The following is a 24,285-nucleotide window of genomic DNA, read 5'->3' as shown; positions in this document are numbered from 1 at the left end:
CTGGTTTCATTATTTATTATATTATGTTTTCACAGTATTTAACCCTTTGATTTAAGTATTAATCTGAAAATTCATCTAATGACTTAAAGAAGTCATAGTATTCTTTCAGAAATTAGATAAATGAGGGTGTTATGAAAATTTAGTTATGTATGGCATATTTTTCAAACCACATTTTACCATACATTCAGGATCCATTCTTTATTCTTTTTATATTCCATATCTGTGAACAATACATTTGCCATTTCCTCAGCAAGCCACATAGCACCAGTATATCCGACGATAGGATGCCTGTAATAGCCTGCCCGGTCATATACTGGGAAACCTACACGTAGCATTGGAATATCGTTATCGATGGCCACGAAACGGCCTTTAGAATGGCCCATTATCAGATCCACCTCGATCTCTTTATTCTTAATTTTACTTTCTAAAACCCAAAAATCTGCATTTTGAATAATTTCTATGTCATATCCGACTTTTTCCTTTAGATCTTTAATTCGCTGGTCTTTCAAATATTCTAAATTTTCATCACCAAGCAGAAGCAGCACAGGTTTCATCTCCAGATCAAGGCAAAACTCAGCAAGTCCAATGACAAGATCTGGGTTTCCATAGATGGCCACCTTTTTATCGGCAAAAAACATGTGTACAAGATCTGTTAATGCATCAATAGCAATACCTCGCTCCTGCACAAGAGATTGAGGGATGGGTTTTCCAGTCATCTTTCTTACATTCTCTAAAAAGGTATCAGTATTGCGGATACCGATGGGTGTTGGCCCGATTACAGATGGAACTTCAAACTTCTTTTCAAGATACTGGGCAGCCTGCCCACCCTCGTATCTGTTGAGTACAATGGTACCCATTGCATTGGCCGTGCCCTTAAGATCTTCGATAGTTGTGCTTCCATGGGAAACTGCCTCTCCATCAGGCATCAGGGGAGAATCAAAGCTTTCAATTTCAAAAATGACCGTGGCATCCACATCCATCTCATTAAGAAGATGTTTAATAGCTGTCACATCTCCCGGATTCACCCAACCAGTGATTAAATTGATTTTTCCATTAGGTTTGTCTAATTCGGCAAAATGTGTTATGAAATCCTTAACTGCAGTATCATATCCATGGATCATGCTTCCTTTGAAGCTGGGGGTGTGTATTGGAATCAAATGAACTTCCCTATCTACAAATTTTTCCTTTAAAAGACCTTCGTTGAGCTTTCTAACAACTCCATCAATATCATCCCCTATGATTTCTGTTGAACAGGTTGAGATTATGGGAACTACTTTTACTTCAGGATACCTCATCAAAAGTACGTCAACAGCTTCTTCAACTCGACGCATTCCTCCCAGAACTGCTGAGTCCTCGTGTAAGGATGATGATGCCATAAGGAAGTTATCCTTAAAATGCTGGGCAAACAGGAGACGTACGAACATAACACAACCCTGTCCACCGTGGACGATGCCAATACAGTCTTCTATACCTATATTGGCGTATTGAGCACCGGCGGGTTGACAGGTAAATATGGGGTTGATAATACCGTTACGCTCTTTTTTTTCTATTTCAAAAGACATAATTTCACCTCTTTTAGTAGCGTTTGACTGTAAGCTCCTCATTGAGGGATCCAGTTATTGTTAAATAGTCTATTCGATCTTTAAGACCTTTCATAAGTAATTTTATCTCGCTTTTTTGCATTTCCAAAAGCCATGGATAATTACTTTTAAATTCTCTGGCCAGTATCACGGCTTCTGCCCAGTAACACCTGTCTGCAGGAGTCTCTTTTTCAACGGGTTCATTGCATAAAATCTGCATGGTCTTGGTAAGGACTCCTTCATTTTGATTTTCCCGATCCCATGCACGGGAGTTAAACTGCCACAGACTCCATTTCATAATATGATCAACAAGCTGTTCTATCCGTTCTTTCATAATGTCTTCCATCTTTATTTCCTCCTTACATTATGTTGAAAGACTTTTTTCAAGTTTTGGATATTTTTTTCCGCGTAATTTTGTAACACAGTCATAATCTCCAGTGTAGGGTCTTTCATCGCTTAAAGCCGCTTCTTCCCTGTCAATTTTTACATCAGAAATCATTTGCCGTGTCATAAATCCTTTATCTGTGGGTATTTCATCTTTGCTTATGTCCAGTCCGGATAACTGGTGAATCGGCGAATAAACTGCGTTGTAAATATCCCTTGCAAATCGGACCCATCCTTCAAATCCTTTATAAGGTCCGTTATGGTAAGCATGCGCATTGAGATACTGAACTCTCATCTTTTTGGCAACTTCACCTGGGCGTACACCAGTGAAAATGACATCTGGTTTTAGTTCTTTCATAGCTTCTATTCCTTCAAGCTCGTTAGGGTCATCAATTGCCAGTGCACCTTCTCCACACCGGGCTATACCTTTTTCCATATCTCCCTGATGGCCAAATTTTGTGTATAGTGAAACAACGTCCACACCCATTTCTTCATGTATTACATGGGCCCAGTGCCAGAGTTTAGAGCCTCCTGGCCATAAACATACTTTAATTCCCTTGAGACGCCTTGCATACCAGTCAAGTTCTGGTTTCCATCTGGTAATTTCTTCATCGATTATTTTCTGGGCTTCTTTTTCAAGCCCGAAAAAATACCCTACCTTAAGGAGTGATTCAGATAGAGGTTTGAAACCAAATCCATCAATATCCATACGTGGAGTGCCATATCTTTTTCGTAGCTCGTTACAGATGTATTCTGCTGAACGTGCGCATTCAAGAACATTGAGATGTGCCCGATGCATTCCTCTAAGATCATCGTAGGAACCATTCCCCGTGAATGTGGAGAGAACCTGAATACCCATCCTCTTGAAGTAATCTACCATCACTTCCTGGTCACCCTGGATGTTGTATTCTCCTACATAGTTAATGACATAGTCACTGGTGATCTCCGGTTCGAAGGTGCCTACTTTCTGATTTACCCATGCAATGTTGATTAAGTGGTGCCCTCCAGACTGGCTGGGACCTGCAAATCCTGGGGAATTACAGACAAAGATGTCCACATCCGGCATTTCTGCCATCACCTCCTTGGCCACTGCATCGATATCATCCCCGATCAGCGCAGAGGCACAGGTTTGATAAATTGTCATTCGTTTGATTTCTGGAAATGCTTCAAATGCTTCGATGATATTCTGTTTTAAAAGTTTTTCAGCACCAAAAACAATGTCTTTTTCTTTCATATCCGTTGCAAAGGTATACTTAAACTGGAAGTTGTCATTATCACTGAGATACCTCTTTGTCTGCCAGGTGTCATAGGTGCATCCCACTGGACCATGGCACAGGTGGATTACATCTTTCATGGGAGTGCCGATCACGTGTTTTGCCCCACAAAAAGCACATCCACGTTCTGAAATTGTTCCAGGGATAGTGTTTAGGTAACCAAGGGGTAGGCAGGATGTTAAATCCTCTCCCTCCCCTTTTATAACGGCATGTTTTTTTCTCTCAGGAATACATTCACTGCATTTAAACAGATGATATGGCATGACTTTCCCTCCTTTTATGGCTGGATATTAAAAATTTGAATTCGTGCTGTTTAATATATAATATCATATTTTGCCACAAGTTTCTCCCATATCCATCGGATTGAGTACTATATTTACTGTAAATAACTATTTCCACCACAATACACCCCCATTTCGTTTTTTACCGGAATAAGGAAGCATACTTCCGACAACATATGTTATAGTTCTAACCGATATATATACTTTGACATTTCGATCCTGAATTTTTTCTTCATAATTAAAAATTTCATAGCTACAGTGTTCTTTCGATATGCAAAAATATTCCAAATTGGTATTTAAAATGCCCTAACTGGACACTGAAATCCATAGTGTCCAGGACTTACCACACTTCAAATTAAGGCAAGGGAATTCAAACATAGTGTCATTTTATCTAATCTAATACTTGCATATGCCCTGCCATAGTATAATAGTTCCAAAATGATTAGATAAAACGAAAATCCTCATTTAATGGACACTCCTAAACTAACTTCAGCGATCCTCAAAGGATTGTCCCCTAATTTATGGTCATAACTGTATGGCAAAACATGTATCACTCAAATTTCCTTCAACGCTAAAATTCTATGAATTTTGGAGCAACCAAGAAATTCAGCCCGGGGACAGTTCTAAAAATAACTTTTAATAGGGCTTTAAATTGAAAAAAGAATCATAAAAGCTCCTTTTTTTAGATTTAAAACCAAAAGATTTATATAATACATGGCATTAACTATTGCCTACCCATATGAAAACTCTAATTGAGTTTTTCGATGATTGGGAATCGGAGGCGGTATAATTACGAAAAAATTGCTTTTTGCAGCCCTATTAATATTCGGCCTATCATTGGCAGGTATTGCTGGCGCAAGCGCAGCAGAAGTAGGAAATGCACAAACACAGTCTGATAATAACAGTACTGTGCAAAAAAAAGCTAATATACAAACAAATGATACAAACATTGTAAATAAATCGGCTACAACGCAAAATTCAGTCGATGAGAATGAAAAAACTGTAGAAAATACAGGCACTGCTACAGCAAGTACCAGTACTGATCAAACTACAGTTAAAAAACAGGCAGTTGCAGAAGATGCAGCAAGTACAGGTACCCGTAAAACTACAGTGACTCCAACATCGACTTCAACAAATGTAACCAAACAAAACTCAGCAAGTACCGGGACAGATACACAAAAAACAGTTGAAACTGCAGATGTTAACACTCAAAATTCAGTGACATCTTCAAAAACAGCGAATAATGCAACCAGTACTCAAAAAGAAGAAGCGACTGCAGGAGAAACAAAAACTACAAGCACCAATCAAACAGCGAATCAAACAGCAAATTCAACAAGTTTTACTGTAAATCAAATCAACGATGCAGCAGCTAGAGTCAAAGCATACATCGAAACCAATCACAAACTCCCAAACTACGTGACAATCGGTACAGCTCAAGTTAAAATGCCTGACTTCTTGAAACTACTGACTGCAGGACTATTACAAATAAACAACGGAACAACAGCACCAGTAACACTTGAAACTGTAAATATTCCAGCAAAACCAACTGAAAGCATTAAAAGTGGAAGTATAACTAAAACAGGTTATTTAGACCTTGCTAAAAGAGTCAACGCATTTATAAATGCAAATGGCATTTTACCAAATTATGCAACCACTACTCTCGGTAAATTAAGGTATGAATCCCTGATTTACAAGTTTTCCAAGATACTCAATTTCGAGAAAACAAACAACAGATTACCAAACTACGCTACAGTAAAAGCATGGTCAATTGTTTCAAATGCTAATTTAACGCAAGCTAGAGTAATATATATAACAAGCGACAACATAAATAGCGTTACAAGAGACACAGCACGGATTAAAGCAATTATCGATGGCTTAAAGGCACTGGGATTAACTGCAGTAAACGGAGGTTTAGGCCCTAATACACATATGAGTGTGCTTAAAAATAGCAAAGTACCCTCAAACGCACTGGTAGTTAATATATACGGTGGAGCCTGTGCAGGTACAATATATGAAATGGGACTAAGCTATTATAAGAAATTAGTCGGGGCCAAAAAAGTATTCAGTGTTTGGATACCACCATCTGCAAATATAACTGGTTTAGCATGGTTACCAAGGGCACATGACGACAATTTCAGTCCATCCAGGTTTAAAGGACTGGCGCATCCAGATCAATATCTAAAAAATAACGGATATGATTACATCTACTCTAGAGATTTAAACGCTATAATAGCTGCCATATATAAACAAGCAACAACTGCATAAAAGTAAATTAATTGGACATTAATACAATTCAATTTACTTTTCCATTTTTATTTTTTTAAAGACACATGAATAATTTAATAAAATCATAAAACTATTAAATATCATAATAATCAATTTATCAAAATCTCCAATATTCTGCATTTACAATCTGATACGTGATAAATGTTCTGCCCAATGATGTATTTCCACTTTATGTTAATTTAAATATGATTAATTCTTAATCAAAAGATTGGTATCCCTTTGATTATTTCAAATTCATTTTTCTAATGTCCAGAAGAGCGTACATTTATAAATCAGTTAATCGTATTTAAATTAATAAACAGTTAAAAATGATTTTAAAATCAAAATATTCAAAACTATTAAATATTTTCTAAAAAGCATCATGAATTTATGCATGCTGCAAAAACTTATCTAAAGAAAATACGCATGAGAAACTTTCGTTTCTCTGCCCCAAAATTCTCCGAATTTTGAGGGCCTCGAAAATCAGAGATTTTCGGCGGCTATGATTTTAAATTATCTAATTGGGGTGAAAATTTTGGATATCAAATGTTTTCCAGATACGCAGGATAAAACAGCTACAATTCCAGTGCATCTTACACGAGTTGGAGTAATTGGAGTAAAAAAACTTTTAAAAATTGAAAGAGAATGGAAAAGGCCTATAATACTCTTGCCGACCTTTGATGCATTTGTGGATCTTCCAAGTAAACAAAGAGGAATCCACATGTCCAGAAATCCAGAGGCAATAAGCGACGTGCTTGAAGAAGTTATTGATGGTAAGGTGACAGAAATAGAATCTCTTTGTGCTCAGATAGTAAGTAAACTACTTAAAAAGCATAAATATGCAAGAAGAGCAGAAGTAAGTATGAAAAGCGATCTTATGATCGCTAAAAAGTCACCGATCACCGATTTAAAGACCCAGGAAATGACCAGTATAATGGCAGATGCCACTGGTCTAAGGGACGGTGATGAAATAATTATCAGGAAAATGATCGGTGCAGAAGTTGTGGGAATGACTGCATGCCCATGTGCGCAGGAATCAATACGTGAAACCTCCAGAAAGAAACTCTTAGAGTTTTTAGATGAGGATACTACTGAAAAGGTTCTTGATTCTGTATCGCTTGCATCCCATAACCAGAGGGGAAGGGGGATGATCATGATAGAGGTTCCTAATGACCAGGTGATACGAGTGGAACAGTTAGTTACAATTATAGAAGAATCTATGAGTTCTCCTATCTGTGAACTTTTAAAAAGACCTGATGAAAATGCAATTGTGGTTCAAGCCCATGAAAATCCCATGTTTGTTGAAGACTGCGTAAGAAACATGGTGCAGAAAATAGTAAAGGAGTTTAAAAGCTTCCCTGATGACACTTTAGTTACTGTTAGGCAGGTGAATGAAGAGAGTATACACATGCACAATGCCTTTGCCGAGAAGGTGGCCACATTAGGTGAACTTAAATATGAAATAGAAGCTATGGAAGAAAATAGCGATTAATTCATTTAGTGAATTAAGGGAGATGAAAAGCGATGCAAACGCATAAAATTGCAGGGAAAGTAATGGAAAGTTTAGAAGCTTTCCATGGATCAAAGCCAGCTATAGACGCACAAAACATCCTTATAGTACGTGGAATGTCTGGAAAAAAATTTGATGAGGATATGGATGCTGTTCTTTCAGATCTTTTAAAAACCATTGGAGCACAGGAAATAGACATTTTTTCAAAGGATGGTGGAGATATTATAGGGATAATGGATGAAAGAATTCGTGCCAATGTTCCTGTTCAAAGTGAAACCGATATTTCCGGTATTCACATGATGAAAAACTCTCTTGAAGCCATGGGTTGTGATGTAGATTATAATCTTGGAATTTTAGATGATTCAGGAATTTTTATTGTTTCCTGGATGGATAAAAGTGGAATGGGTCCTCGATTCGTGGAAGTGGTTGTTGCAATCCTGGAATAATGGAAGATATTATGGCTGAATATTCAAAAAGTGATATAATAGTACTTTTAAATGCAAAAGGCAGAGATATTGTATCATTGATGTCTTCTGCAGAATCAAAAAGAAAGACAAACCGAATTACCTATTCAAAAAACGTTTTTTTACCTCTTACAGATATCTGCAGAAATGAATGTGGCTACTGCACCTTTAAAAAGACGCCTGGTGATGAAGGCGCACGGATTTTGATGAAGCAAGAAGAAATATTCAGTATTTTAAAGGAAGCAGATAAATGGAATTGCAGGGAAGCTTTATTTACCTTTGGAGAACGTCCTGAAGAAACAGAAGATGTAAGGGCAGCTCTTGAAGCTTTGGGCTATAGCAACATGACTGAATACCTTCATTATATCTGCAATGAAACACTCAAAAAGACAGGTCTTTTGCCGCACAGCAATCCAGGAGTACTTAAAAAAAGTGAATTAAAGACTTTAAGGGAAGTAAACGCATCAATGGGACTTATGCTTGAGACAACAAGCAAACGGCTGATGAAAACTGTGGTACACGAAAAAAGTCCCGGGAAAGACCCGGATTTAAGGATTAAAACTATTGAAAACGCGGGAAAACTGAAAATACCCTTCACTACCGGTCTCCTTATTGGCATTGGAGAAACGATTGAAGAAAGAGCAGAATCCCTCCTTGAGATAAAGCGTTTAAATGATAAGTATGGACACATTCAGGAGATAATTATTCAAAATTTCAAACCAAAACCAGGAACTCCAATGGAACATGAGAGAGAACCGTCATTAATGGAGATGATCAAAATGGTTGCTGTAACAAAGCTTTTATTTCCTGAAACTGGAGTTCAGGTTCCTCCGAATTTAAATAAACGTAATGCCCAGATATTTTTACTTGCAGGCGCTGATGATTGGGGTGGTGTTTCACCAGTTACCAATGATTATGTAAATCCAGAAGCACCATGGCCTGAGTTAGATGATTTAAGAAAAATGACAGAAGAAATAGGTTTATTTTTAGATGAAAGGCTTCCTGTATACCCTGAATTTATTAATGAAGCATTTTTAAGTGAAAAAATAATGAATAAGATAAATTCTTTTAAGTATTGAACTATTTATTTACTTAGAATAATCCTTTGATGTATTCTACGTCTGTAAAGAGCATTTTCAACCGTGTATTTTAGCTGATTTTCCTCAAAAGGTTTTACTGCATATCCATAGGGTTTTGTTGCCCGCATTAACTGCATCAGTTCCTCATTAAAATGACCAGTGATATAAATCACGGCCGTATCAAGATTATCAGTAATTTCCTTAGCAATATCTATTCCATTATCAGCTTTTAATTTAATATCTATGAGTGCAAGGTCTGGTTTAATCTCGATAGCTATTTTTAAAGCTTCTTCTTTAGACGACGCTATCATGGGGGTGTGGTAACCCCAGTATTCGAATTTGCTTTGAAGATCAACTGCAATTGCTGGTTTATCTTCAACTATTAAGATCATTGTATGATACATTGTATCACCCCAAAGTAATATTTTATGTAATATTTTTATTATAATATGTATATAAAATTTTATAAAACAGAACAAATCCTAAAATTTGTTTAGATAAGTGTCTTTTCATATATTTAGGACACTACACCCTTAAATACGTAAAATAAGTAAAATGAAGATTTGAAATGTAAATTTTAAAAAATGATGCTGGTTCCAATTAACAAAATATATTTATTATTAATCAGTTTTGGACTTTAAATCTGTGACTTCTGGACATTCTTTTTGAAATAATTCATAGGGATTCTATCTTATTTTTTCACCTAACACATTGATTTTTACCTGTTTTCTATTAAATGTTTCAATTCTTTAGTAATTCTCATAACTTCTCCTATCTCAAGCTTCACAACCCTTTCCATCAACAATTTTTCATCCAGTTTTGAAACTATCTCTTTAGCCTCTTTTTTATCCACATCAGCAATTTCATGGAAAGAATCAAGCAGTGCATTCCTCACTTTTTTCTTTTTATGCTGAAAGAGTGCCCTTGAAGTTTTTTCGAAGAATTCATCAATTTCTGCTCCTCTCTTTGGAACTAATTTAATCACTGCAGATGATACTTTAGGTTCTGGAAAGAAACAGTGCTTTGAAACTTCAAAAAGCATTTCAATATCAGCACAGAAGTGTAACATTAAAGATAGCCTTGAATAATTTGAATCACCTGGTTTTGCAACCATCCTCTCGGCAAATTCAAGCTGATACATAAGAATTGCAAAATCAAAGTCATATCCAAGCAGTTTAAAAGTAATTGGGGATGAAATTTTGTAGGGAAGGTTGGATACAACTTTATTAAACTCTGGAAAATCAATCTTTGTAGCATCTCCCTTTAAAACTTCAACATTTGAAATGCCCAGATCTCCAAGTCTTTTTTCCAAAACAGCAGCAATTTTTTGATCCTGCTCAATTGCAATTACTTTTTTTGCATTTTCTGCAAGCGGAATTGTTAGAGTTCCTATTCCTGCACCAATTTCTAAAACTGTGTCATTTCTGGATAAATCAGCATAATCAACAATTTTTTGGAGTATATTTGAATCTATCAGGTAATTTTGACCCTTTCGCCGGTCTAATCTTATGTTGTTGTTTTTAAGTATGTTCAGAGTTTCTTTTGCAAGCATGCAATTTTCCATACTGTTCAGTCTATTTTAAGCGAGGTCTTGTAAAGAGTATATACTTTCGTTTTCCCCTTTTATCCTCTGTAGCTTCAAGCTCTAATAAAATTCTCTTTGAAATAAGCTTTACCGGGTCTGATAACATTGCAACTCTTTTTTTGATATCATCAAAGCTTTGGAAAGGTTTTTCTTTCCTTGCTTTAATAATATCCCACATGTGTTTTTTTCCGATTCCAGGTAGAAGTTCCAGCTGGTGTAGTCTGGTTGATACTGGACCAGCTTCGTTAAAAAATTCAACGAATTTATCTTCTTTAGCCTTAATAATTTCTTCTATGACGTAATTCAATTCAACCCTGGCTGTTGCTGTGAGGTCGTCATATTTAAGCCTTCTATTTACTCGGGCTATCTCTTCACGTTTTCCTGAACCTATGTAGACTTTCTGGTGTATATCCAGAGTTACATTCTCTTTGGGGATAAGTTCCAGGAGGGTAAATTCTTCCTTACCTATTGCCTGTGCTACAGGCTTTCTTTTATATGTGGGTATACCTTCTTTAATGTAACCTAAAGGAAGATAATCCAGAATAATTGCATATTCTTCCATTTAATCACATCGGTGATGTTATTTTAAGACCTACAGTTTGAGAGATTCCAATTTTTATATTGAAGATTAAGAATTCTTAATCACATTTTTTAATATTTAATTTCATTAAATATCCCGGTTTTATCTGTACCTGTTCACTATTTCCAGTATCTTCTCCAGATCTTCTTTTTTGTATGTGCCCCTTTCTTTTGCAAATAACAGCCTTAGATCAGCCATATCTTCAGGCATTATATCTGCAATTTTAACAGCTTGAGTTTTTTTGAGTGTTTCTGCAAGTTCTTCAACCATTTTATTTGCAGATTCTTCATCGATCTTTGAAAACTTCGTAACATGATCCAAAGCAAGATTCTGCTCATATGTGAGTTCATGGTGCTTAGAAAGTTCTTCCAGCACTTTTTTTACTTCTGCAGTGGTGATAGGGTCAGTGTCAATAACTTTTTTCCCAATCATCAGCATCACTCTTGTATTTTAAGATGTTCTGGCCTTATAATTAACTTTTTAGCTTTGTTGCCATCATTAATGTCTACTATGTAAGCTCTTCCTCGTTTTTCAGTTACTTTTCCTGTTTTACCATGGAAGCGAGGGTGTGGTTGACCTTTTTGCACGCTTGGATCAATTATTATATGAACAAGATCACTTTCATCGAAAGTCTGTATTTTTTTAGAAATTGGATTTGCTCTACTAACTCTTATACTCTTTTTAAGTTTATATCGTGTCTTACTTCTTGAACCTCTGGATCTTCTTACCATTATTAAACCTCCAATATTTGAATTTAGAATACTTTTCGGGTATTAATACTCCATTATTTTCTATAAAAATGATTCAAAATGTGGTATGAGAAAAGTTGAATGAGATTAGGTCTCAGTTGAACCATAGATCATATTCATTATACTTTTTTCTGCAAATTTTAATTATTACAAATTTTTACCATAAGTATTCAGTACCCTGGTTGATTTACTAAAATATTGTTTATACTAACCTTTCTATTTTAAACTCTATTGTAATTTAAACCTTATGGATATATTGTCAGTTCGCCTTTAAATATCAACCTTATGGCAGGACTCATAAGTCTCCATGAATTCTATATTTTCACTTCCAGCACATCGAGCTGGGTGCACAGCGCAGAAGTTCCCAATATTTCTGATACATTGGGATTTGACCTGCCTTCATCACCGGAAATTAGTTCTTTAATGTATAATCCACCTTCACAATCAATTATCATCTCAAATTTTCTTGAATTAATCCAGTTAACACTCACTTTTCTTACCTTTCGTGTTCTTATTTTATCTCGTCTACGGTGAACTACCCTTACAGGTGTCCGCTGCTTAATAATCTTCAATGATTGTAATAAATCTAATTCTTCCTCTTTAATATCATCTTCAAGCCTTATAATTGCTTTATATGTTTTATAGGTTTCTGTGGATGAGCATTTTATTTCACCCTTTCTTTCTTTACCTGTAAATTTTAAATCAAGAACCTCAACTTTTCCCTCTGCAAATTCATTGATCTTTTCTTGGAGAAGCTTTAAATTAAGGTTTCTTATACAGGGTTCTTTAATTTCAAGCACGAAAGGTCTTCCACTCCCAAGCATTTTAACATCTATATCTTCTCTACCTGCTCCATGGAATTTTGAGCTGTTTCCTTTTGCTAAATCAAGAGCTGGAGATGAAACCAGTGATTCAACTGATTCTCGGTACATTTGCCCGGTATAGTTACAATCAGGACATCCTTTTCCCCGACATTTTCTGCAAGGCCATTTAGTCTGTGGAATTCCTCTAATAAGCTTCCGGTAGCGCCCTTCTATAAACAATGGATTTATTTGAATGTCTATATTATCATTTACAAAGTCTACCATTATTACAATGTTCGGATTTTCAAAATCAGCCTCTTTTTTAAGTCGAAAACACAATTCTTTTCCTATTTCTCTGTTTAACTCCTTTTTAATACTTTCAACATCTGATTCAATGTTTTTGTGGATTTTTTCTTCCCTACCTATAATATCTGGCAAAACTCGGGATCCAACAAGGAAGGTTGAAAATTCAACATTTTCTTCTTTTATTTTATTTATTATTCTGTTTACAATAGTATTCTGTACTGTGTCAAATATATTACTGCAAATATAGCATGAATCGGCTTTTAAGGAGCTGTAACCTTCCCCACCCAGAATTTTTCTTATAATTTCGCCCCTATCTTTGTTATCTTGTCCTTCTACAATTTTGGAAAAACTCCTGCCCAGACAGTGGTCGCATAAGTTCCATCCTGAGATCTCCATTATTTTAGCTGCATATTCAGTAATCTGTGAATTCATTTAATCATCTCAAAATATAGGCTGATGATGCTTTTAATTTGAAAAGCAGTGAAAATTTGATTTTACCGCATCATCTGCCGCATCATCTGACCTAAAGGACCACTCATTTTACGCTTTCCAAATCCTTTCATGGCCTTTTTAGTGACATTATAATACTTAAGAAGCTCTTTAACATCCTCATTACGCATGCCTGAACCTTTTGCAATTCTCTTTACTCTGGATTGTTTTATAACTTCAGGATGTGTGAGTTCATCTTCAGTCATGGAGTCCATCATGATTTTATACCTGGTTATCTTCTCTTCTGTCATTTGGGAAGCGTTTTTAGGGAGCTTTCCGCCCATTCCAGGAATCATATTCATAACCTGCCCTATGGGTCCCATTTTATTCATCATTTCAAACTGGGAATACATGTCTTTAAGGGTGAATTTCCCGCTTAAAATAGCGTCCATGGTGTCTGTGTCCAGATCTTCATCTGCAATCTCTTCCACCTTTTCAAGGAGCGTTTTAATGTCGCCCATTCCAAGAAGTCTTGATATGAAACGTTCCGGGTCAAATACCTCAAAGTCATCGATTCTCTCTCCAGTTCCAATGAATTTTATAGGTGCACCAATTTCTGAAACTGCAGAAAGCGCTCCACCACCCTTTGCAGAACCATCAAGCTTTGTTATAACAATTGAACCTACGTCTGTAGCTTGATTGAATGCAAGGGCCTGTTCACGAGCCTGCTGACCTATGGTACCGTCAATAACCAGTATAACTTCATTTGGCTTAACAATGGCAGATAATTGCTCCATTTCATTAAGAAGGTCTTTTTCTTCTTTATGACGTCCTGCAGTGTCTACTATAATGGTATCATGTTTTTTAAATTCTTTAAGGCCTTTTCTTGCAAGATCAAGTGCATCTTTGTTTTCAGGGTCACCGTAAAGAGGCACATTCATGTTTTCAGTTAGCTGACGCAGTTGTTCAAATGCCGCCGGCCTCCATGTGTCTGTACCTACAACTGCAGGATTGAATCCTTTCTTCTGTAGATATTTTGTAAGTTTTCCGATGGTGGTTGTTTTACCGCTTCCTTGAAGTCCTACAAACATTATTTTGTAAGGTCTATCATCAATTTCCACTTCCTCTGCCTTTGAACCAATGAGATTTACAAGTTCCTCGTATACTATGGTTATTATATATTCTCTCGGCGTAATCCCCTTAGGCGGTTCTTCTTTTAGTGCTCTTTCTTCTATTTTCTTTGATAAGTTTAATACAAGTTTAATATTAACATCAGATTGAATTAATGCCCTTTGTATATCTTTTATAGCTTCTTTTACTACTTCTTCATCGATTATTGACATTCCGGCCAATTTTTTCATTGTTTTTGTTAAGTTTTTTCCAAGATTACCTAACATGATTTACCTCTCATCTTATAAAATTAGGTGAAATTTTATGAGTAATTTTTTTAAGCCCCTCACAGGTGTCTTTTCTGTAATTGTCAGGTAGTTTCCTGCCTATGATTTTTAGTTCATAATTACTTCACCAGTTTGAGCATCTACCTGTTAACATTCAATTGATCCTACTGTGCCATCAGTACAAGTGCCCTACCCGTTTGAGCATCTACCCACCTATCTCCATAGATTTCTCCATCAGGAAGAACTCCCTCCGGATATCTCATGGTAACATTCCATATCCAGATAGGATGTCTACGATATCTATACATATCTCTATTTTCAGGTGACCATCCTTTCATGTGTTCTTTTCTCAATTGAAACAGTCGGGCATCTACAGATTTTGGTTGTGTTTCAGGTGGACCTAATTCTGCTAAAGCTTCCTCTGCTATTCTCATCGCTTCTTCTTTTGATATTTTAACCTGGATGGTTTTATTTGCAGGTGGTTCTATGGGTTCTGGTGGTGCAGGACGTGTAACATTTGGTGCTACCGGGGTTTCATTTACAGTAATGTTTCTAACTGGTGGAATTTCGTTCCTATTCTGCAAAATGACTCCTACCGCTGCTAAAGCCACAATCAGGACTATTATTACTGGAATTATGATTTTTCTATCCATCTTTTTCACTTCATAGTTTATCCACGACAGTTTATTATATAAGTGTTTATATTTTGATATTATTAAATATACCTTATTGTTATAAAAATATCTTGCTGTTATAAGATCCTGAAGATGAAGAAGATGAAAATATACCATTAATTTTCTGATTTAGATGTACTTTAATATTCGGTGGTAAAATGATAGAAATACTTAAAAAAACACTTGAAGAATCACCAGTAGTAAAAAAAGGAGAATATGATTATTTTATACACCCTATTACTGATGGTATAATGCTGGTCGAACCTGATCTTTTAAGAGAAGTTGCAAAAGCCATTAAAGAGGTTGCAAATTTAAACGTTGATAAAATCGTGTGCATGGAGGCCATGGGAATCCACATTACAACTGCACTTTCACTTGAAACAGATATACCTTTTGTGGTGGTTAGAAAACGCTGCTATGAATTGGATGAAGAAATTGCTGTTCATCAAATAACAGGCTACAGTGAATGCGAAATGTATATTAACGGAATCAGAAGAGGAGATAAAGTCCTGGTTGTAGACGATGTTGTAAGTACGGGAGGGACTATGATAGCAGTTTTAAACGCCTTAAAGAGCTCTGGAGTAGAGATAGTAGATGTTGTCGCAGTTGTAGAAAAAGGAGAAGGAAAACAGCGGGTTAAAAATGAAACAGGATATGAAGTCAAAACTCTTGTAAAGGTTGATGTAAAGGATGGAAAAGTAATAATAGAAGATAGTATTTTCTAAAGTTCCAATTTAGGGATATAATGTTAAATTACGATTTTAAGCTTGATGAGGTCATAGAAAAAATAAAAGGAATGAATGCAGGTGTTGTTGGAATTCAATTTCCTGAAGGCCTTAAAATTCATGCTACACAGGTAGCAGAAAAAATAGAAAAAGAAACAGATGCAATAGTCCTAATATCTGGGGATCCATGTTATGGTGCATGTGATGTTTCAGATACACATATGGAAGGTCTTGTTGACCTGATTGTTCATTTTGGACATACAGAATTTCCAGTTGACCACAGAGTTCCTGTTCTTTTTATTGAAGCCTACTCCCGGATAGATGTAATGAAAGTAGTTGAGGATGCGCTTGCAGAACTTGAAAATTACCGAAAAATTGGTCTTGTAACTACGATCCAGCATTTAAACATGCTGTCAGACATTAAAGAATTTTTAGTAGAAAATGGTAAAGAAGTTATAACAAAAAAAGGTGCTGGAACAAATGAAGGTCAAGTTTTGGGCTGTAATTTCTCTGCAATTAAAGATATTGATGCAGATGCCTTTTTATATGTTGGAAGCGGTAATTTTCATTCTTTAGGCATTAAACTATTTGCAGAAAAACCAGTTATCATTGCAGATCCTTATATGAATGAAGTAAGAAATATTGATGAATTTACAGATAGAATACTTAGAATTAGATTTGCAAAGATAACAAAGGCAAAGGAAGCAGAAAAATTTGGAATAATATTATCCTCAAAAAAAGGCCAATCCCGGCCTGATCTAGCTAAAAAATTAAAGAATTTAATAAATAAAAAAGGGAATGATGCATTTATAATAATGATGGATAATATTTCCCCGGATCTTTTACTTCCTTATCTGAAATTAGATGCTTTTGTTGTAACTGCATGTCCAAGAGTGGCCATAGACGATGCAAATATGTATAAAAAGCCCCTTTTAACTCCTAAGGAACTGGAAATAGTTCTGGATATTAGAAAATGGGAAGACTATAAAATAGATGAAATTGAACACATTTAAAAGTCAAACCTTGCAAAAATAGAAGGTGTTATAAAAAGAGTATAAAGAAAATTGAACAATACTATAAATAAAACTTTTAATTAATTAAAATATAATATAAAATCAATATTTTTTAAAATGAAAAAATTAAATAATGGAAAGCAATTTATATAGTTTTTTGTTTTAATTGAGGTGAATTAATGAAAGCCAAATCTGGAGACTTTGTTTTACCTGGTGACATTTTAGGAGTCAGTGAAGAATTTGTCCCATCAAAATGGACCTATGAAGAGGAAGGGAAAATTAAATCGCTGGTGGTTGGAACTGTATCCATCAATGATAGAAATAAGGAAATATCAATAGTTCCAAAAACAGGCACTCCTCCGTCTTTAGAAGTGGGTAAAATAGTAGTAGGGGAAGTTTTGGAAGTAAGAAGTCAGAGAGCTTCGGTGAAAATAGATAAAATTAAAAATGATGATAGAGATCTGGTAACTTCATTTACAGGGGGGATCCACATCTCCCAGGCACAGAAAGGATACCTTTCTAAACTAACTGAAGCGTTTAGAATAGGTGATTTAGTTGAAGCAAAGGTTATAAAGATTTTTGGTCTTGACAACGTTGATCTTAGCACTACCGAAGATGAACTGGGAGTTTTAAAGGCAATGTGCACAAGATGCAGACATTTCATGATAAAAACAGGCAAAAATGAAGTTTACTGCGAAAACTGCGAGAAAAGAGAGAAAAGAAAACTTTCTTCACATTATGAGGGATAAGATGAAGGTTATAAAAGATACAAAAAATGAACTGGAAATAGAAATTACTGGGGAAACCCACACATTATGCAATGCACTTAGAAAAACTTTAATGGAAGATAAAGACGTGGAATCTGCAGCATACAGTATTGACCATCCTATTGTAGGAGAACCAGTACTGTACATTAAAGCTAAAAACCCGAAAAAATCCCTTAAAAAAGCAGCAGAAACCATAAAAAAACAGTGCGACGAGTTTAAAGGTTTAATAGAAACTTCTAAAAAATAGCATTTATTTTAAGATGAAGAACAAAAGATTCCGGAAAATCAAGTCAGAAATAAGAATTTTAGGGATTGACGACGCACCATTTCCTCCCCACACCAAAAAAAGAGTTATGTTAATTGGCACGGTTTTTAGAGGAGGTACATGGCTTGATGGAGTTTTAAGAACTTATATTACAGGTGATGGAAAAGATTCAACCGAAAATATCATCCAGATGGTAAATAAAAGTCGGCATAAAGACCAGATTGGGGTAATAATGCTTGATGGAATTACTTTTGGAGGTTTCAATCTTGTTAATATAAAGGAAGTTTTTAATAAAACAGAAATACCTGTAATTGTTATAATGCGGAAGTTTCCAAACTTTGAAAGAATAAAAAAGGCACTTATGAGATTTGAAGACCATGAAAAACGGTGGGAATTCGTGTTAGATGCAGGAAAGGTTTATAAAATCAAAAATAAGGAACCTATTTATATTCAAATATGCGGCATTGATCTGAAGGATGCAGAGGAAATTGTAGCAATTTCAGCCACCAGAAGTGCTATACCTGAGCCAGTACGGGTTGCACATCTAATAGCTGCCGGCATAGAAACTGGAGAGTCTAAAGGCAGTGCCTGAATATAGTTCATGAGGAATTTAATGTATAAAACACCTTCATTAACCGTTGATGCGGTAATAACCTGTGAAAACGATTCTATAATTTTAATAAAGCGGAAAAAAAGTCCCTATAAAAATTCATGGGCGCTTCCAGGAGGCTTTGTTGAATATGGTGAAACAGTAGAATCTGCAATCTTAAGAGAAGTTAAAGAAGAAACTTGTCTTGAAATTGAGTTACAGGGGATTGTGGGCGTATATTCAAATCCAGATAGAGATCCGCGAGGACACACCGTTACAATATGCTATCTTGCTGTAATAACTGGTGGAGAATTAAAGGCTGATACTGATGCTTCTGATATTTGCTGCATTAAAAAAGAAGAGGCTTTAAAATTAAAACTTGCATTTGATCATGATTTAATCCTTAAAGATGCTTTTAGACTGATGAAAAATAAAATAAAGAATCAATATAAATAACATCATTGATTTTCATAAATTAATGAAATTCGTTAAAATTAATATCAAACTCGGAGGACTTAAATGGAATTTTGTCCAAAATGCGGAACTGTAATGTTTCCTAAAAATAACTGCTTTAAATGTAGATGTGGATATATGAAAGATATAACCCCTGAAGAAAAAAGTAAGTATGAGGTTTCACAAAAAGTTAAAGCAAATGAAAACGTAATTGTTAAGGGAGATGACGTAAAAACCCTGCCAACTACACGCGCAATCTGCCCAAAATGCGGCAATAAAGAGGCATACTGGTGGCTTCAGCAGACAAGAAGGGCAGATGAATCTGAAACAAGATTTTTAAGATGTACAAAATGCGGGCAAACATGGCGTGAATACGATTAGCAATAATCTATAAAGAGGGCATTTACATGAAAGAGAATTCAGACACGGAAAATTCTGAAAAAGAAGATGACGAAAAGTCGGATAAATCCATAGTATATAGATTCCTAAAAAAGTTTAATTTTACTCAAGGATCTGAACATGGACTGGAAAATAAGGATTCAAATGAGCCTGAAAATTCTAAATCCGCGGATAAAAAGGAAGAGCACGAACCTCATGGATTTCCAATGATAAGCGATTTTTTGGGTCCAGAAAGAGTTAAAAATATCAAATCTAGGAAAAATGAAATATTAATGTGCACAGGTACTTTTACAGGTATTTTACTGATCATATTCGGCATAGCAATGATTACAGAGCCAGCATATAGGATTGCAGACAACGTGGTATTTGGGGAAAGGGAAGTATTTTCAGTATTTTTAATTTTAACAGGTATAGTTTTGATAGCTTGTAGTTTTGCATACAAATTTCTTGGAAAATCGTTTTTTGAAAGAATAGATAATAATATAGAATCATATGATAAAAAATCTTCTGACTCTACAAAAAATAATAGATAAAAGGATAAATATATAAAAATAATAGATAAATAAGATAAAAAAATAATTCTTAATTTGGAGGGTGGAAATGTTTAAAGCAGTACTGGGCGATTCGAACATCTTAAAAACAAGTTTCGATGCTATCTCTTCCATAGTGGATGAAGTGCAGATACAGACAGACAGCGAAGGCTTGAGATTGGACGCACTGGATAGATCACACATCACATTTGTCCATCTTGAACTTAAACCTGCACTATTTGATGAATTTGTAGTTGATGAACCTCAAAGAATCAATGTTGACACTGAAGAACTTATGAAAGTGCTAAAAAGGGCCAGAAGCGATGATATTGTTGAACTCAGGACAGATGAAGGAAACCTTATTGTTATATTTGAGGGTGATGCCCGCCGCAGGTTTAAAATAAGGCTTATAGACATAGAATATGAAGCACCCAGCCCTCCAGATCTTGAATATCCAACAGAATTCGAAGTTCCGTTCGCCCTTCTTAAAAATTCAGTGCAGGACATTGAAATAGTTTCAGATAAGGTTGCATTCACTGTAGATGCAGATAAATTTATTGCAGAGGCAGAAGGTGAGTTTGGAGATGCAAAGATAGAATATCTTCACGGAGAAAAAATAGATACAAACGCAAAATCTGTTTTTTCACTTGAAAAGATTAAAGAAATGCTTAAGGCAGATAAATTCTCTGATACAGTTCTTTTAAAGCTTGGAAGCGACATGCCGCTTAGTCTTTCACTTAAAATGATTTCAGATGAAGGAGAATTAAGTTTCCTTTTAGCACCACGTGTAGAAACTGAAGAATAGACTTAATATTTTTTTTATTTAATGAAAATGGTTTGTTCAGGTTAATTTGAAAAGTGAGGAATTAAGGTTGGATGAATTTTTCCAGAGACTAAGAGAAATCCAAAAAAAAGAGCGGAACATAAGTGGATTAGCTGATGTTGGAGATAATTTCTACAGCGATGTTTATAGTTACCTGAATAAACTTATAAAAGAAATAGGTGATAATCCTCTCTCTTTTTATTCTTATCTGCATCGCGATACTCGAAGAATTGCAGCAGAGATATGTGAAAGGCGTGAACACAAAATAATCGAGAGTGCACTTCTTAACATACAGAAATCTCGGAGATTATTCAACGAAAATTCTTCTAATAATGGCGCTGATTCTCCTCCACCTCCTCCTCAAAACATGACTCCTGAAGAGGAGAATCTGTATTATTCTGTTGTTAAATCCTTTTCAAAGTACAGAAAAGAGATTGTCAGTCCTTTAAGTAAGTTTAAAGTTAAAAGATCTAAATTATTCCCTTCAAAAGTGGAAAAAGAGGTGCATGGTGGCTCCGAATCAAAAATTAGATCTGATCTTAAGGAAAATAAAAATAAGAAGGTTCCTACAGGAATAGATCATGATATAGAAAGCTATCAGACATATGAAATTCCAGAGCTTGAAGAAAGAGAAATAACAGAAACATCAAAACCCCATGATGATAAAAAAAGTCAAATAAAGACTTTAATAGTCCTGGAAGAGCTTCCCCCTATTATTGGAGTTGATAGAGAAATTTATGGGCCTTTGTTACCTCAAGATATTGTTTCAATGCCTGAAGCAAATGCACAGATAATTATAAAGAATAAGAAGGGCAGATTCATAAAAAAACATGAGAAAATAGCTTATAAATAATTAAACCATTTTTACTGTCCAGTCCAAACTAAAGAGCACCCATTAACTTTATAGTTCCTGTATTAAAGAAGATCTAATAATTTGATAATTTGAGTTTCATCCAAAATCTTTATCCAAACATATAAATAAGCTGTTAAAAATAAATAAAGTTAATATTTGTTAAACTTTTAGATGAGTTAAATATAATAAATTTTGTTCATTTTCATAAATGAGGTGATTATAATGAAAATTCCAAAAGAAAGAAGAACATATTGCCCAAGTTGCAAAAAACATACTGCTCACGAAGTATTCGAATCAAAAAGAAGGAAAGCCAGCGAACTTAAATGGGGGCAGCGTCAGTTTAGGCGTGTCACCAGTGGATATAGAGGTTATCCAAGGCCACTTCCATCTGGAAACAAACCAGTTAAAAAACTGGATTTAAGGTACAAATGTAAAGAATGTGGAAAATCTCACATAAAAAGATCTTCATTTAGGGCTGGAAAAGTGGAATTTGTAAGTTAGGTGATTTTAATGGTAGTTACAGGAGATCATAAAGGTAATTTTTTAAAAGTAAAATGTTTGGACTGTGGAAACAAGCAAACAGTATTTGATCATGCTGCATCAAATGTTCAGTGCATAATCTGTGGAAAAACACTGGTAAAACCTAAAGGCGGGAAGTCTCTGATAGCGGCTCAGATTGTTGAAGTCCTTGATTAAGGACAATTAATTCAGGTGTTCTAATGGTAAGAATGAGAAAAGAGTGGCCAGACGAAGGTGATCTGGTAGTAGGAACAGTCCATAAGGTTTTGGGGTATGGTGCATTTGCCTCTCTTGAAGAATATGAAGGAAAAGAAGCTTTTATTCACATTTCTGAAGTATCCTCTGGATGGGTAAAAAACATCAGAGACTATGTTCGTGAAAACCAGAAAATTGTGGCAAGAGTTTTAAGGGTAAACCCAAAAAAAGGACATGTAGATGTTTCCTTAAAAAGAATAAGGGAAGATCAAAGGACAAGAAAGATCCAGCAATGGAAAATAGAACAGAAGGCAGAGAAACTCCTTGAAATAACTGCAAAAACAATAGGAAAAGACCTTGATGCCGCATATGAAGAAATTGGATATAAAATCCTGGAAGAATTCGGAGATCTTTATGAGGCATTTGAAACAGCTGCAGAAGAAGGTGAAAAAGCACTTATAAATCATGGTATCAATGATAAATGGGCAGAAACCATTACTGAAGTTGCTAAAAAGAATATAACTCCTCCTGAAGTTCAAATAACTGGATATGTTGACTTAAAATCATATGCACCAAATGGTGTTGAAGTGATAAAAAATGCACTTAGTGCTGTAGAAGATGAAAGCATTTCAGTTCAATGTGTTGGAGCTCCAAGATACAGACTAATAGTTAAATCCTCTGATTACATTACAGCAGAAAATTTAATGAAAGAAGCAGCCAAAAAAAGCATTGAAACTGTTTTAAAAGAAGGTGGCGAAGGAGAATTCCAGCGCGAGCTTGAAAAAGCATGAATTCTTAGTTAAACAGCTGCAGGTCTTTTAATGAAAATGAAAATGAAAAAGTGTAAGTCCTGTAAAGTATATACACTTAAAAATGAATGTCCTTACTGCAAGGGAGAAGTGGGAGTAGTATATCCACCCCGGTATTCTCCTGAAGATAAATATGGGAAATATAGAAGAATACTTAAAAAACAATTGTTAAAAAAAAATAAGGGGTGATTAGATGGATAAAAGTTATATTAAGATGATAGAAGAAGTGGATCTTAAAGAACCAGTATTCATAGAGGCGCTTCCTGGAATCGGTCATGTTGGGAAATTAGTTGCAGAACACATTATTCATGAACTTGACGCAAAAAAGTTTGCAGAGCTATACTCGCCATCATTTCCACCACAAGTCTTTGTAAACGAAGATGGGACTATTGAACCAATGAAGAATGAATTCTACGCGCTTAAAGGTAACAATGGGCAAGATTATATAATACTTGTTGGAAATACTCAGGGATTAAGTCCTGAAGGTCAACATGAAGTATGTGGTATAATACTTGATTTAGTAGAAAAACATGGCGTTAAAAAGATGTTCACACTTGGTGGTCTCGGAACAGGACAGCCTGTGGAAAAATCAAGAGTTTTAGGTGCTGCTACATCAATAGAGCTTGCTGAAATGTTAAAAGAACATGATGTAACTCTTAGATCCGCTGATGGTGGTATAATAGGGGCTTCAGGGCTTCTTTTAGGAATGGGAATGCTTCGAGGCGTGAATGGAGTATGTCTTATGGGCGAAACACCAGGGTATTTCATAGATGCTGAAGCATCAAAAGCAGTTTTAAAAGTTTTAATGGAAATACTTGGTATAGAAATAGATATTGTAAAATTAGAAGAAAGAGCTGAAGAAACAAGGAAAATGATATCCAGAGCCCAGCAAATGGAGCGAGAAATGGCTGAAAGAATGCATATAGCTCCCGGCGAAGAAGATTTAAGATACATTGGGTAAACAAACGTTATTTTTTAAAATTTC

The 24,285-nt window shown here is 35.3% G+C and carries 30 protein-coding genes; 19 read left to right on the top strand and 11 right to left on the bottom strand.

Annotated elements, in window-relative coordinates; genetic code table 11:
* Positions 1-173: 173 nt before the first annotated feature.
* Genes anfK through anfD form a run of 3 tightly spaced genes read right to left on the bottom strand, consistent with a single transcriptional unit; the run spans position 174 to position 3,501 of the window.
* Positions 174-1,562 (bottom strand): Fe-only nitrogenase subunit beta, encoded by a 1,389-nt coding sequence (gene anfK / locus PQ963_06075; protein MEN4029230.1) that lies wholly within the window; start codon positions 1,560-1,562, stop codon positions 174-176.
* Positions 1,563-1,575: 13 nt separating this feature from the next.
* On the bottom strand, positions 1,576-1,926 hold the full coding sequence (gene anfG / locus PQ963_06070; GenBank protein ID MEN4029229.1) for a Fe-only nitrogenase subunit delta: 351 nt from the start codon (positions 1,924-1,926) through the stop codon (positions 1,576-1,578).
* A gap of 18 nt (positions 1,927-1,944) precedes the next feature.
* On the bottom strand, positions 1,945-3,501 hold the full coding sequence (gene anfD, locus PQ963_06065) for a nitrogenase iron-iron protein, alpha chain (GenBank protein MEN4029228.1): 1,557 nt from the start codon (positions 3,499-3,501) through the stop codon (positions 1,945-1,947).
* A gap of 786 nt (positions 3,502-4,287) precedes the next feature.
* Between anfD and PQ963_06060 the strand changes: the two genes are divergently transcribed.
* The 4 genes from PQ963_06060 (at position 4,288) to cofG (ending at position 8,837) form a co-directional block, all read left to right on the top strand.
* A complete protein-coding gene (locus PQ963_06060; GenBank protein ID MEN4029227.1) occupies positions 4,288-5,784 on the top strand; it encodes a pseudomurein-binding repeat-containing protein in 1,497 nt (498 codons plus the stop codon).
* Between the two features lie 535 nt (positions 5,785-6,319).
* Positions 6,320-7,276, top strand: a complete 957-nt coding sequence (gene mptA / locus PQ963_06055) for a GTP cyclohydrolase MptA (GenBank protein ID MEN4029226.1) — start codon at positions 6,320-6,322, stop codon at positions 7,274-7,276.
* 32 nt (positions 7,277-7,308) lie between these two features.
* Entirely contained in the window at positions 7,309-7,740 is a 432-nt protein-coding gene (locus tag PQ963_06050) for a DUF2120 family protein (GenBank protein MEN4029225.1), read from the top strand.
* An 11-nt stretch (positions 7,741-7,751) separates the two neighbouring features.
* Complete coding sequence (cofG, locus tag PQ963_06045; GenBank protein ID MEN4029224.1) at positions 7,752-8,837, top strand: 7,8-didemethyl-8-hydroxy-5-deazariboflavin synthase CofG; 1,086 nt, start codon at positions 7,752-7,754, stop codon at positions 8,835-8,837.
* 5 nt (positions 8,838-8,842) lie between these two features.
* Here cofG and PQ963_06040 read toward each other — a convergent pair whose 3' ends face one another.
* The 8 genes from PQ963_06040 to PQ963_06005 all read right to left on the bottom strand — a co-directional run bounded on the left by PQ963_06040 (position 8,843) and on the right by PQ963_06005 (position 15,339).
* Positions 8,843-9,241, bottom strand: coding sequence for a response regulator (locus tag PQ963_06040; GenBank protein ID MEN4029223.1), 399 nt, complete (start codon positions 9,239-9,241; stop codon positions 8,843-8,845).
* 314 nt (positions 9,242-9,555) lie between these two features.
* Positions 9,556-10,401 carry a 16S rRNA (adenine(1518)-N(6)/adenine(1519)-N(6))-dimethyltransferase RsmA gene (rsmA, locus tag PQ963_06035; GenBank protein ID MEN4029222.1) on the bottom strand — a complete coding sequence of 282 codons (846 nt, stop codon included), beginning with the start codon at positions 10,399-10,401 and terminating at the stop codon, positions 9,556-9,558.
* Between the two features lie 10 nt (positions 10,402-10,411).
* On the bottom strand, positions 10,412-10,984 hold the full coding sequence (locus tag PQ963_06030; protein MEN4029221.1) for a DUF655 domain-containing protein: 573 nt from the start codon (positions 10,982-10,984) through the stop codon (positions 10,412-10,414).
* 120 nt (positions 10,985-11,104) lie between these two features.
* Entirely contained in the window at positions 11,105-11,434 is a 330-nt protein-coding gene (locus PQ963_06025) for an RNA polymerase Rpb4 family protein (GenBank protein MEN4029220.1), read from the bottom strand.
* A gap of 5 nt (positions 11,435-11,439) precedes the next feature.
* On the bottom strand, positions 11,440-11,733 hold the full coding sequence (locus tag PQ963_06020; GenBank protein MEN4029219.1) for a 50S ribosomal protein L21e: 294 nt from the start codon (positions 11,731-11,733) through the stop codon (positions 11,440-11,442).
* Between the two features lie 332 nt (positions 11,734-12,065).
* Positions 12,066-13,292: a tRNA pseudouridine(54/55) synthase Pus10 gene (locus PQ963_06015; GenBank protein MEN4029218.1), complete on the bottom strand. Its 1,227-nt coding sequence runs from the start codon at positions 13,290-13,292 to the stop codon at positions 12,066-12,068.
* A 62-nt stretch (positions 13,293-13,354) separates the two neighbouring features.
* A complete protein-coding gene (locus PQ963_06010) occupies positions 13,355-14,686 on the bottom strand; it encodes a signal recognition particle protein Srp54 (protein MEN4029217.1) in 1,332 nt (443 codons plus the stop codon).
* A gap of 164 nt (positions 14,687-14,850) precedes the next feature.
* Entirely contained in the window at positions 14,851-15,339 is a 489-nt protein-coding gene (locus tag PQ963_06005) for a hypothetical protein (protein ID MEN4029216.1), read from the bottom strand.
* 179 nt (positions 15,340-15,518) lie between these two features.
* Here PQ963_06005 and hpt point away from each other — a divergent pair, with 179 nt between their 5' ends.
* From hpt to PQ963_05930, 15 genes are all read left to right on the top strand, one after another.
* On the top strand, positions 15,519-16,085 hold the full coding sequence (gene hpt / locus PQ963_06000) for a hypoxanthine/guanine phosphoribosyltransferase (GenBank protein MEN4029215.1): 567 nt from the start codon (positions 15,519-15,521) through the stop codon (positions 16,083-16,085).
* A 20-nt stretch (positions 16,086-16,105) separates the two neighbouring features.
* A complete protein-coding gene (dph2, locus tag PQ963_05995; GenBank protein MEN4029214.1) occupies positions 16,106-17,098 on the top strand; it encodes a diphthamide biosynthesis enzyme Dph2 in 993 nt (330 codons plus the stop codon).
* Positions 17,099-17,277: 179 nt separating this feature from the next.
* The gene (locus PQ963_05990; GenBank protein MEN4029213.1) at positions 17,278-17,847 is read left to right on the top strand and encodes an exosome complex RNA-binding protein Csl4; all 570 of its coding nucleotides are present in this window, start codon (positions 17,278-17,280) and stop codon (positions 17,845-17,847) included.
* A gap of 1 nt (position 17,848) precedes the next feature.
* Positions 17,849-18,112 carry a DNA-directed RNA polymerase subunit L gene (locus PQ963_05985; protein ID MEN4029212.1) on the top strand — a complete coding sequence of 88 codons (264 nt, stop codon included), beginning with the start codon at positions 17,849-17,851 and terminating at the stop codon, positions 18,110-18,112.
* Between the two features lie 13 nt (positions 18,113-18,125).
* The gene (locus PQ963_05980) at positions 18,126-18,722 is read left to right on the top strand and encodes a DUF99 family protein (GenBank protein MEN4029211.1); all 597 of its coding nucleotides are present in this window, start codon (positions 18,126-18,128) and stop codon (positions 18,720-18,722) included.
* 21 nt (positions 18,723-18,743) lie between these two features.
* A complete protein-coding gene (locus PQ963_05975) occupies positions 18,744-19,175 on the top strand; it encodes an NUDIX hydrolase (GenBank protein ID MEN4029210.1) in 432 nt (143 codons plus the stop codon).
* A 63-nt stretch (positions 19,176-19,238) separates the two neighbouring features.
* The gene (locus tag PQ963_05970) at positions 19,239-19,553 is read left to right on the top strand and encodes a transcription factor S (protein MEN4029209.1); all 315 of its coding nucleotides are present in this window, start codon (positions 19,239-19,241) and stop codon (positions 19,551-19,553) included.
* A 26-nt stretch (positions 19,554-19,579) separates the two neighbouring features.
* Entirely contained in the window at positions 19,580-20,104 is a 525-nt protein-coding gene (locus tag PQ963_05965) for a DUF308 domain-containing protein (GenBank protein MEN4029208.1), read from the top strand.
* Between the two features lie 67 nt (positions 20,105-20,171).
* Positions 20,172-20,906 (top strand): proliferating cell nuclear antigen (pcna), encoded by a 735-nt coding sequence (gene pcn, locus PQ963_05960; protein ID MEN4029207.1) that lies wholly within the window; start codon positions 20,172-20,174, stop codon positions 20,904-20,906.
* A 67-nt stretch (positions 20,907-20,973) separates the two neighbouring features.
* Positions 20,974-21,777 carry a hypothetical protein gene (locus PQ963_05955; GenBank protein ID MEN4029206.1) on the top strand — a complete coding sequence of 268 codons (804 nt, stop codon included), beginning with the start codon at positions 20,974-20,976 and terminating at the stop codon, positions 21,775-21,777.
* 222 nt (positions 21,778-21,999) lie between these two features.
* Positions 22,000-22,278: a 50S ribosomal protein L44e gene (locus tag PQ963_05950; GenBank protein ID MEN4029205.1), complete on the top strand. Its 279-nt coding sequence runs from the start codon at positions 22,000-22,002 to the stop codon at positions 22,276-22,278.
* Positions 22,279-22,287: 9 nt separating this feature from the next.
* The gene (locus PQ963_05945; GenBank protein ID MEN4029204.1) at positions 22,288-22,473 is read left to right on the top strand and encodes a 30S ribosomal protein S27e; all 186 of its coding nucleotides are present in this window, start codon (positions 22,288-22,290) and stop codon (positions 22,471-22,473) included.
* Between the two features lie 23 nt (positions 22,474-22,496).
* Positions 22,497-23,282 (top strand): translation initiation factor IF-2 subunit alpha, encoded by a 786-nt coding sequence (locus tag PQ963_05940; protein MEN4029203.1) that lies wholly within the window; start codon positions 22,497-22,499, stop codon positions 23,280-23,282.
* A gap of 30 nt (positions 23,283-23,312) precedes the next feature.
* Positions 23,313-23,489 (top strand): RNA-protein complex protein Nop10, encoded by a 177-nt coding sequence (locus tag PQ963_05935; protein MEN4029202.1) that lies wholly within the window; start codon positions 23,313-23,315, stop codon positions 23,487-23,489.
* A 4-nt stretch (positions 23,490-23,493) separates the two neighbouring features.
* The gene (locus PQ963_05930; protein ID MEN4029201.1) at positions 23,494-24,261 is read left to right on the top strand and encodes a proteasome assembly chaperone family protein; all 768 of its coding nucleotides are present in this window, start codon (positions 23,494-23,496) and stop codon (positions 24,259-24,261) included.
* Positions 24,262-24,285: the final 24 nt, after the last annotated feature.

The sequence above is a fragment of the Methanobacterium sp. genome, assembly GCA_039666455.1.
Classification (GTDB): Archaea; Methanobacteriota; Methanobacteria; order Methanobacteriales; family Methanobacteriaceae; genus Methanobacterium_D.
This window is presented reverse-complemented; position numbering and strand designations above follow the sequence as displayed.

Excerpts from the sequence above, each read along its gene's own strand:
- pcn (MEN4029207.1), top strand. The coding sequence starts at position 20,172 with ATGTTTAAAGCAGTACTGGGCGATTCGAACATCTTAAAAACAAGTTTC.
- hpt (MEN4029215.1), top strand. The coding sequence starts at position 15,519 with ATGATAGAAATACTTAAAAAAACACTTGAAGAATCACCAGTAGTAAAA.
- PQ963_05970 (MEN4029209.1), top strand. The coding sequence starts at position 19,239 with ATGGAATTTTGTCCAAAATGCGGAACTGTAATGTTTCCTAAAAATAAC.
- PQ963_05985 (MEN4029212.1), top strand. The coding sequence starts at position 17,849 with ATGAAGGTTATAAAAGATACAAAAAATGAACTGGAAATAGAAATTACT.
- PQ963_06025 (MEN4029220.1), bottom strand. The coding sequence starts at position 11,434 with ATGATTGGGAAAAAAGTTATTGACACTGACCCTATCACCACTGCAGAA.
- PQ963_06040 (MEN4029223.1), bottom strand. The coding sequence starts at position 9,241 with ATGTATCATACAATGATCTTAATAGTTGAAGATAAACCAGCAATTGCA.
- anfK (MEN4029230.1), bottom strand. The coding sequence starts at position 1,562 with ATGTCTTTTGAAATAGAAAAAAAAGAGCGTAACGGTATTATCAACCCC.
- PQ963_05930 (MEN4029201.1), top strand. The coding sequence starts at position 23,494 with ATGGATAAAAGTTATATTAAGATGATAGAAGAAGTGGATCTTAAAGAA.
- PQ963_05935 (MEN4029202.1), top strand. The coding sequence starts at position 23,313 with ATGAAAATGAAAATGAAAAAGTGTAAGTCCTGTAAAGTATATACACTT.
- PQ963_05980 (MEN4029211.1), top strand. The coding sequence starts at position 18,126 with ATGAAGAACAAAAGATTCCGGAAAATCAAGTCAGAAATAAGAATTTTA.
- PQ963_05950 (MEN4029205.1), top strand. The coding sequence starts at position 22,000 with ATGAAAATTCCAAAAGAAAGAAGAACATATTGCCCAAGTTGCAAAAAA.
- PQ963_06030 (MEN4029221.1), bottom strand. The coding sequence starts at position 10,984 with ATGGAAGAATATGCAATTATTCTGGATTATCTTCCTTTAGGTTACATT.
- rsmA (MEN4029222.1), bottom strand. The coding sequence starts at position 10,401 with ATGGAAAATTGCATGCTTGCAAAAGAAACTCTGAACATACTTAAAAAC.
- anfD (MEN4029228.1), bottom strand. The coding sequence starts at position 3,501 with ATGCCATATCATCTGTTTAAATGCAGTGAATGTATTCCTGAGAGAAAA.
- PQ963_05965 (MEN4029208.1), top strand. The coding sequence starts at position 19,580 with ATGAAAGAGAATTCAGACACGGAAAATTCTGAAAAAGAAGATGACGAA.
- PQ963_06050 (MEN4029225.1), top strand. The coding sequence starts at position 7,309 with ATGCAAACGCATAAAATTGCAGGGAAAGTAATGGAAAGTTTAGAAGCT.
- PQ963_05990 (MEN4029213.1), top strand. The coding sequence starts at position 17,278 with ATGAAAGCCAAATCTGGAGACTTTGTTTTACCTGGTGACATTTTAGGA.
- PQ963_06010 (MEN4029217.1), bottom strand. The coding sequence starts at position 14,686 with ATGTTAGGTAATCTTGGAAAAAACTTAACAAAAACAATGAAAAAATTG.
- PQ963_06005 (MEN4029216.1), bottom strand. The coding sequence starts at position 15,339 with ATGGATAGAAAAATCATAATTCCAGTAATAATAGTCCTGATTGTGGCT.
- cofG (MEN4029224.1), top strand. The coding sequence starts at position 7,752 with ATGGCTGAATATTCAAAAAGTGATATAATAGTACTTTTAAATGCAAAA.
- PQ963_06020 (MEN4029219.1), bottom strand. The coding sequence starts at position 11,733 with ATGGTAAGAAGATCCAGAGGTTCAAGAAGTAAGACACGATATAAACTT.
- PQ963_05975 (MEN4029210.1), top strand. The coding sequence starts at position 18,744 with ATGTATAAAACACCTTCATTAACCGTTGATGCGGTAATAACCTGTGAA.
- PQ963_06015 (MEN4029218.1), bottom strand. The coding sequence starts at position 13,292 with ATGAATTCACAGATTACTGAATATGCAGCTAAAATAATGGAGATCTCA.
- PQ963_05940 (MEN4029203.1), top strand. The coding sequence starts at position 22,497 with ATGGTAAGAATGAGAAAAGAGTGGCCAGACGAAGGTGATCTGGTAGTA.
- anfG (MEN4029229.1), bottom strand. The coding sequence starts at position 1,926 with ATGGAAGACATTATGAAAGAACGGATAGAACAGCTTGTTGATCATATT.
- PQ963_05945 (MEN4029204.1), top strand. The coding sequence starts at position 22,288 with ATGGTAGTTACAGGAGATCATAAAGGTAATTTTTTAAAAGTAAAATGT.
- dph2 (MEN4029214.1), top strand. The coding sequence starts at position 16,106 with ATGTTAAATTACGATTTTAAGCTTGATGAGGTCATAGAAAAAATAAAA.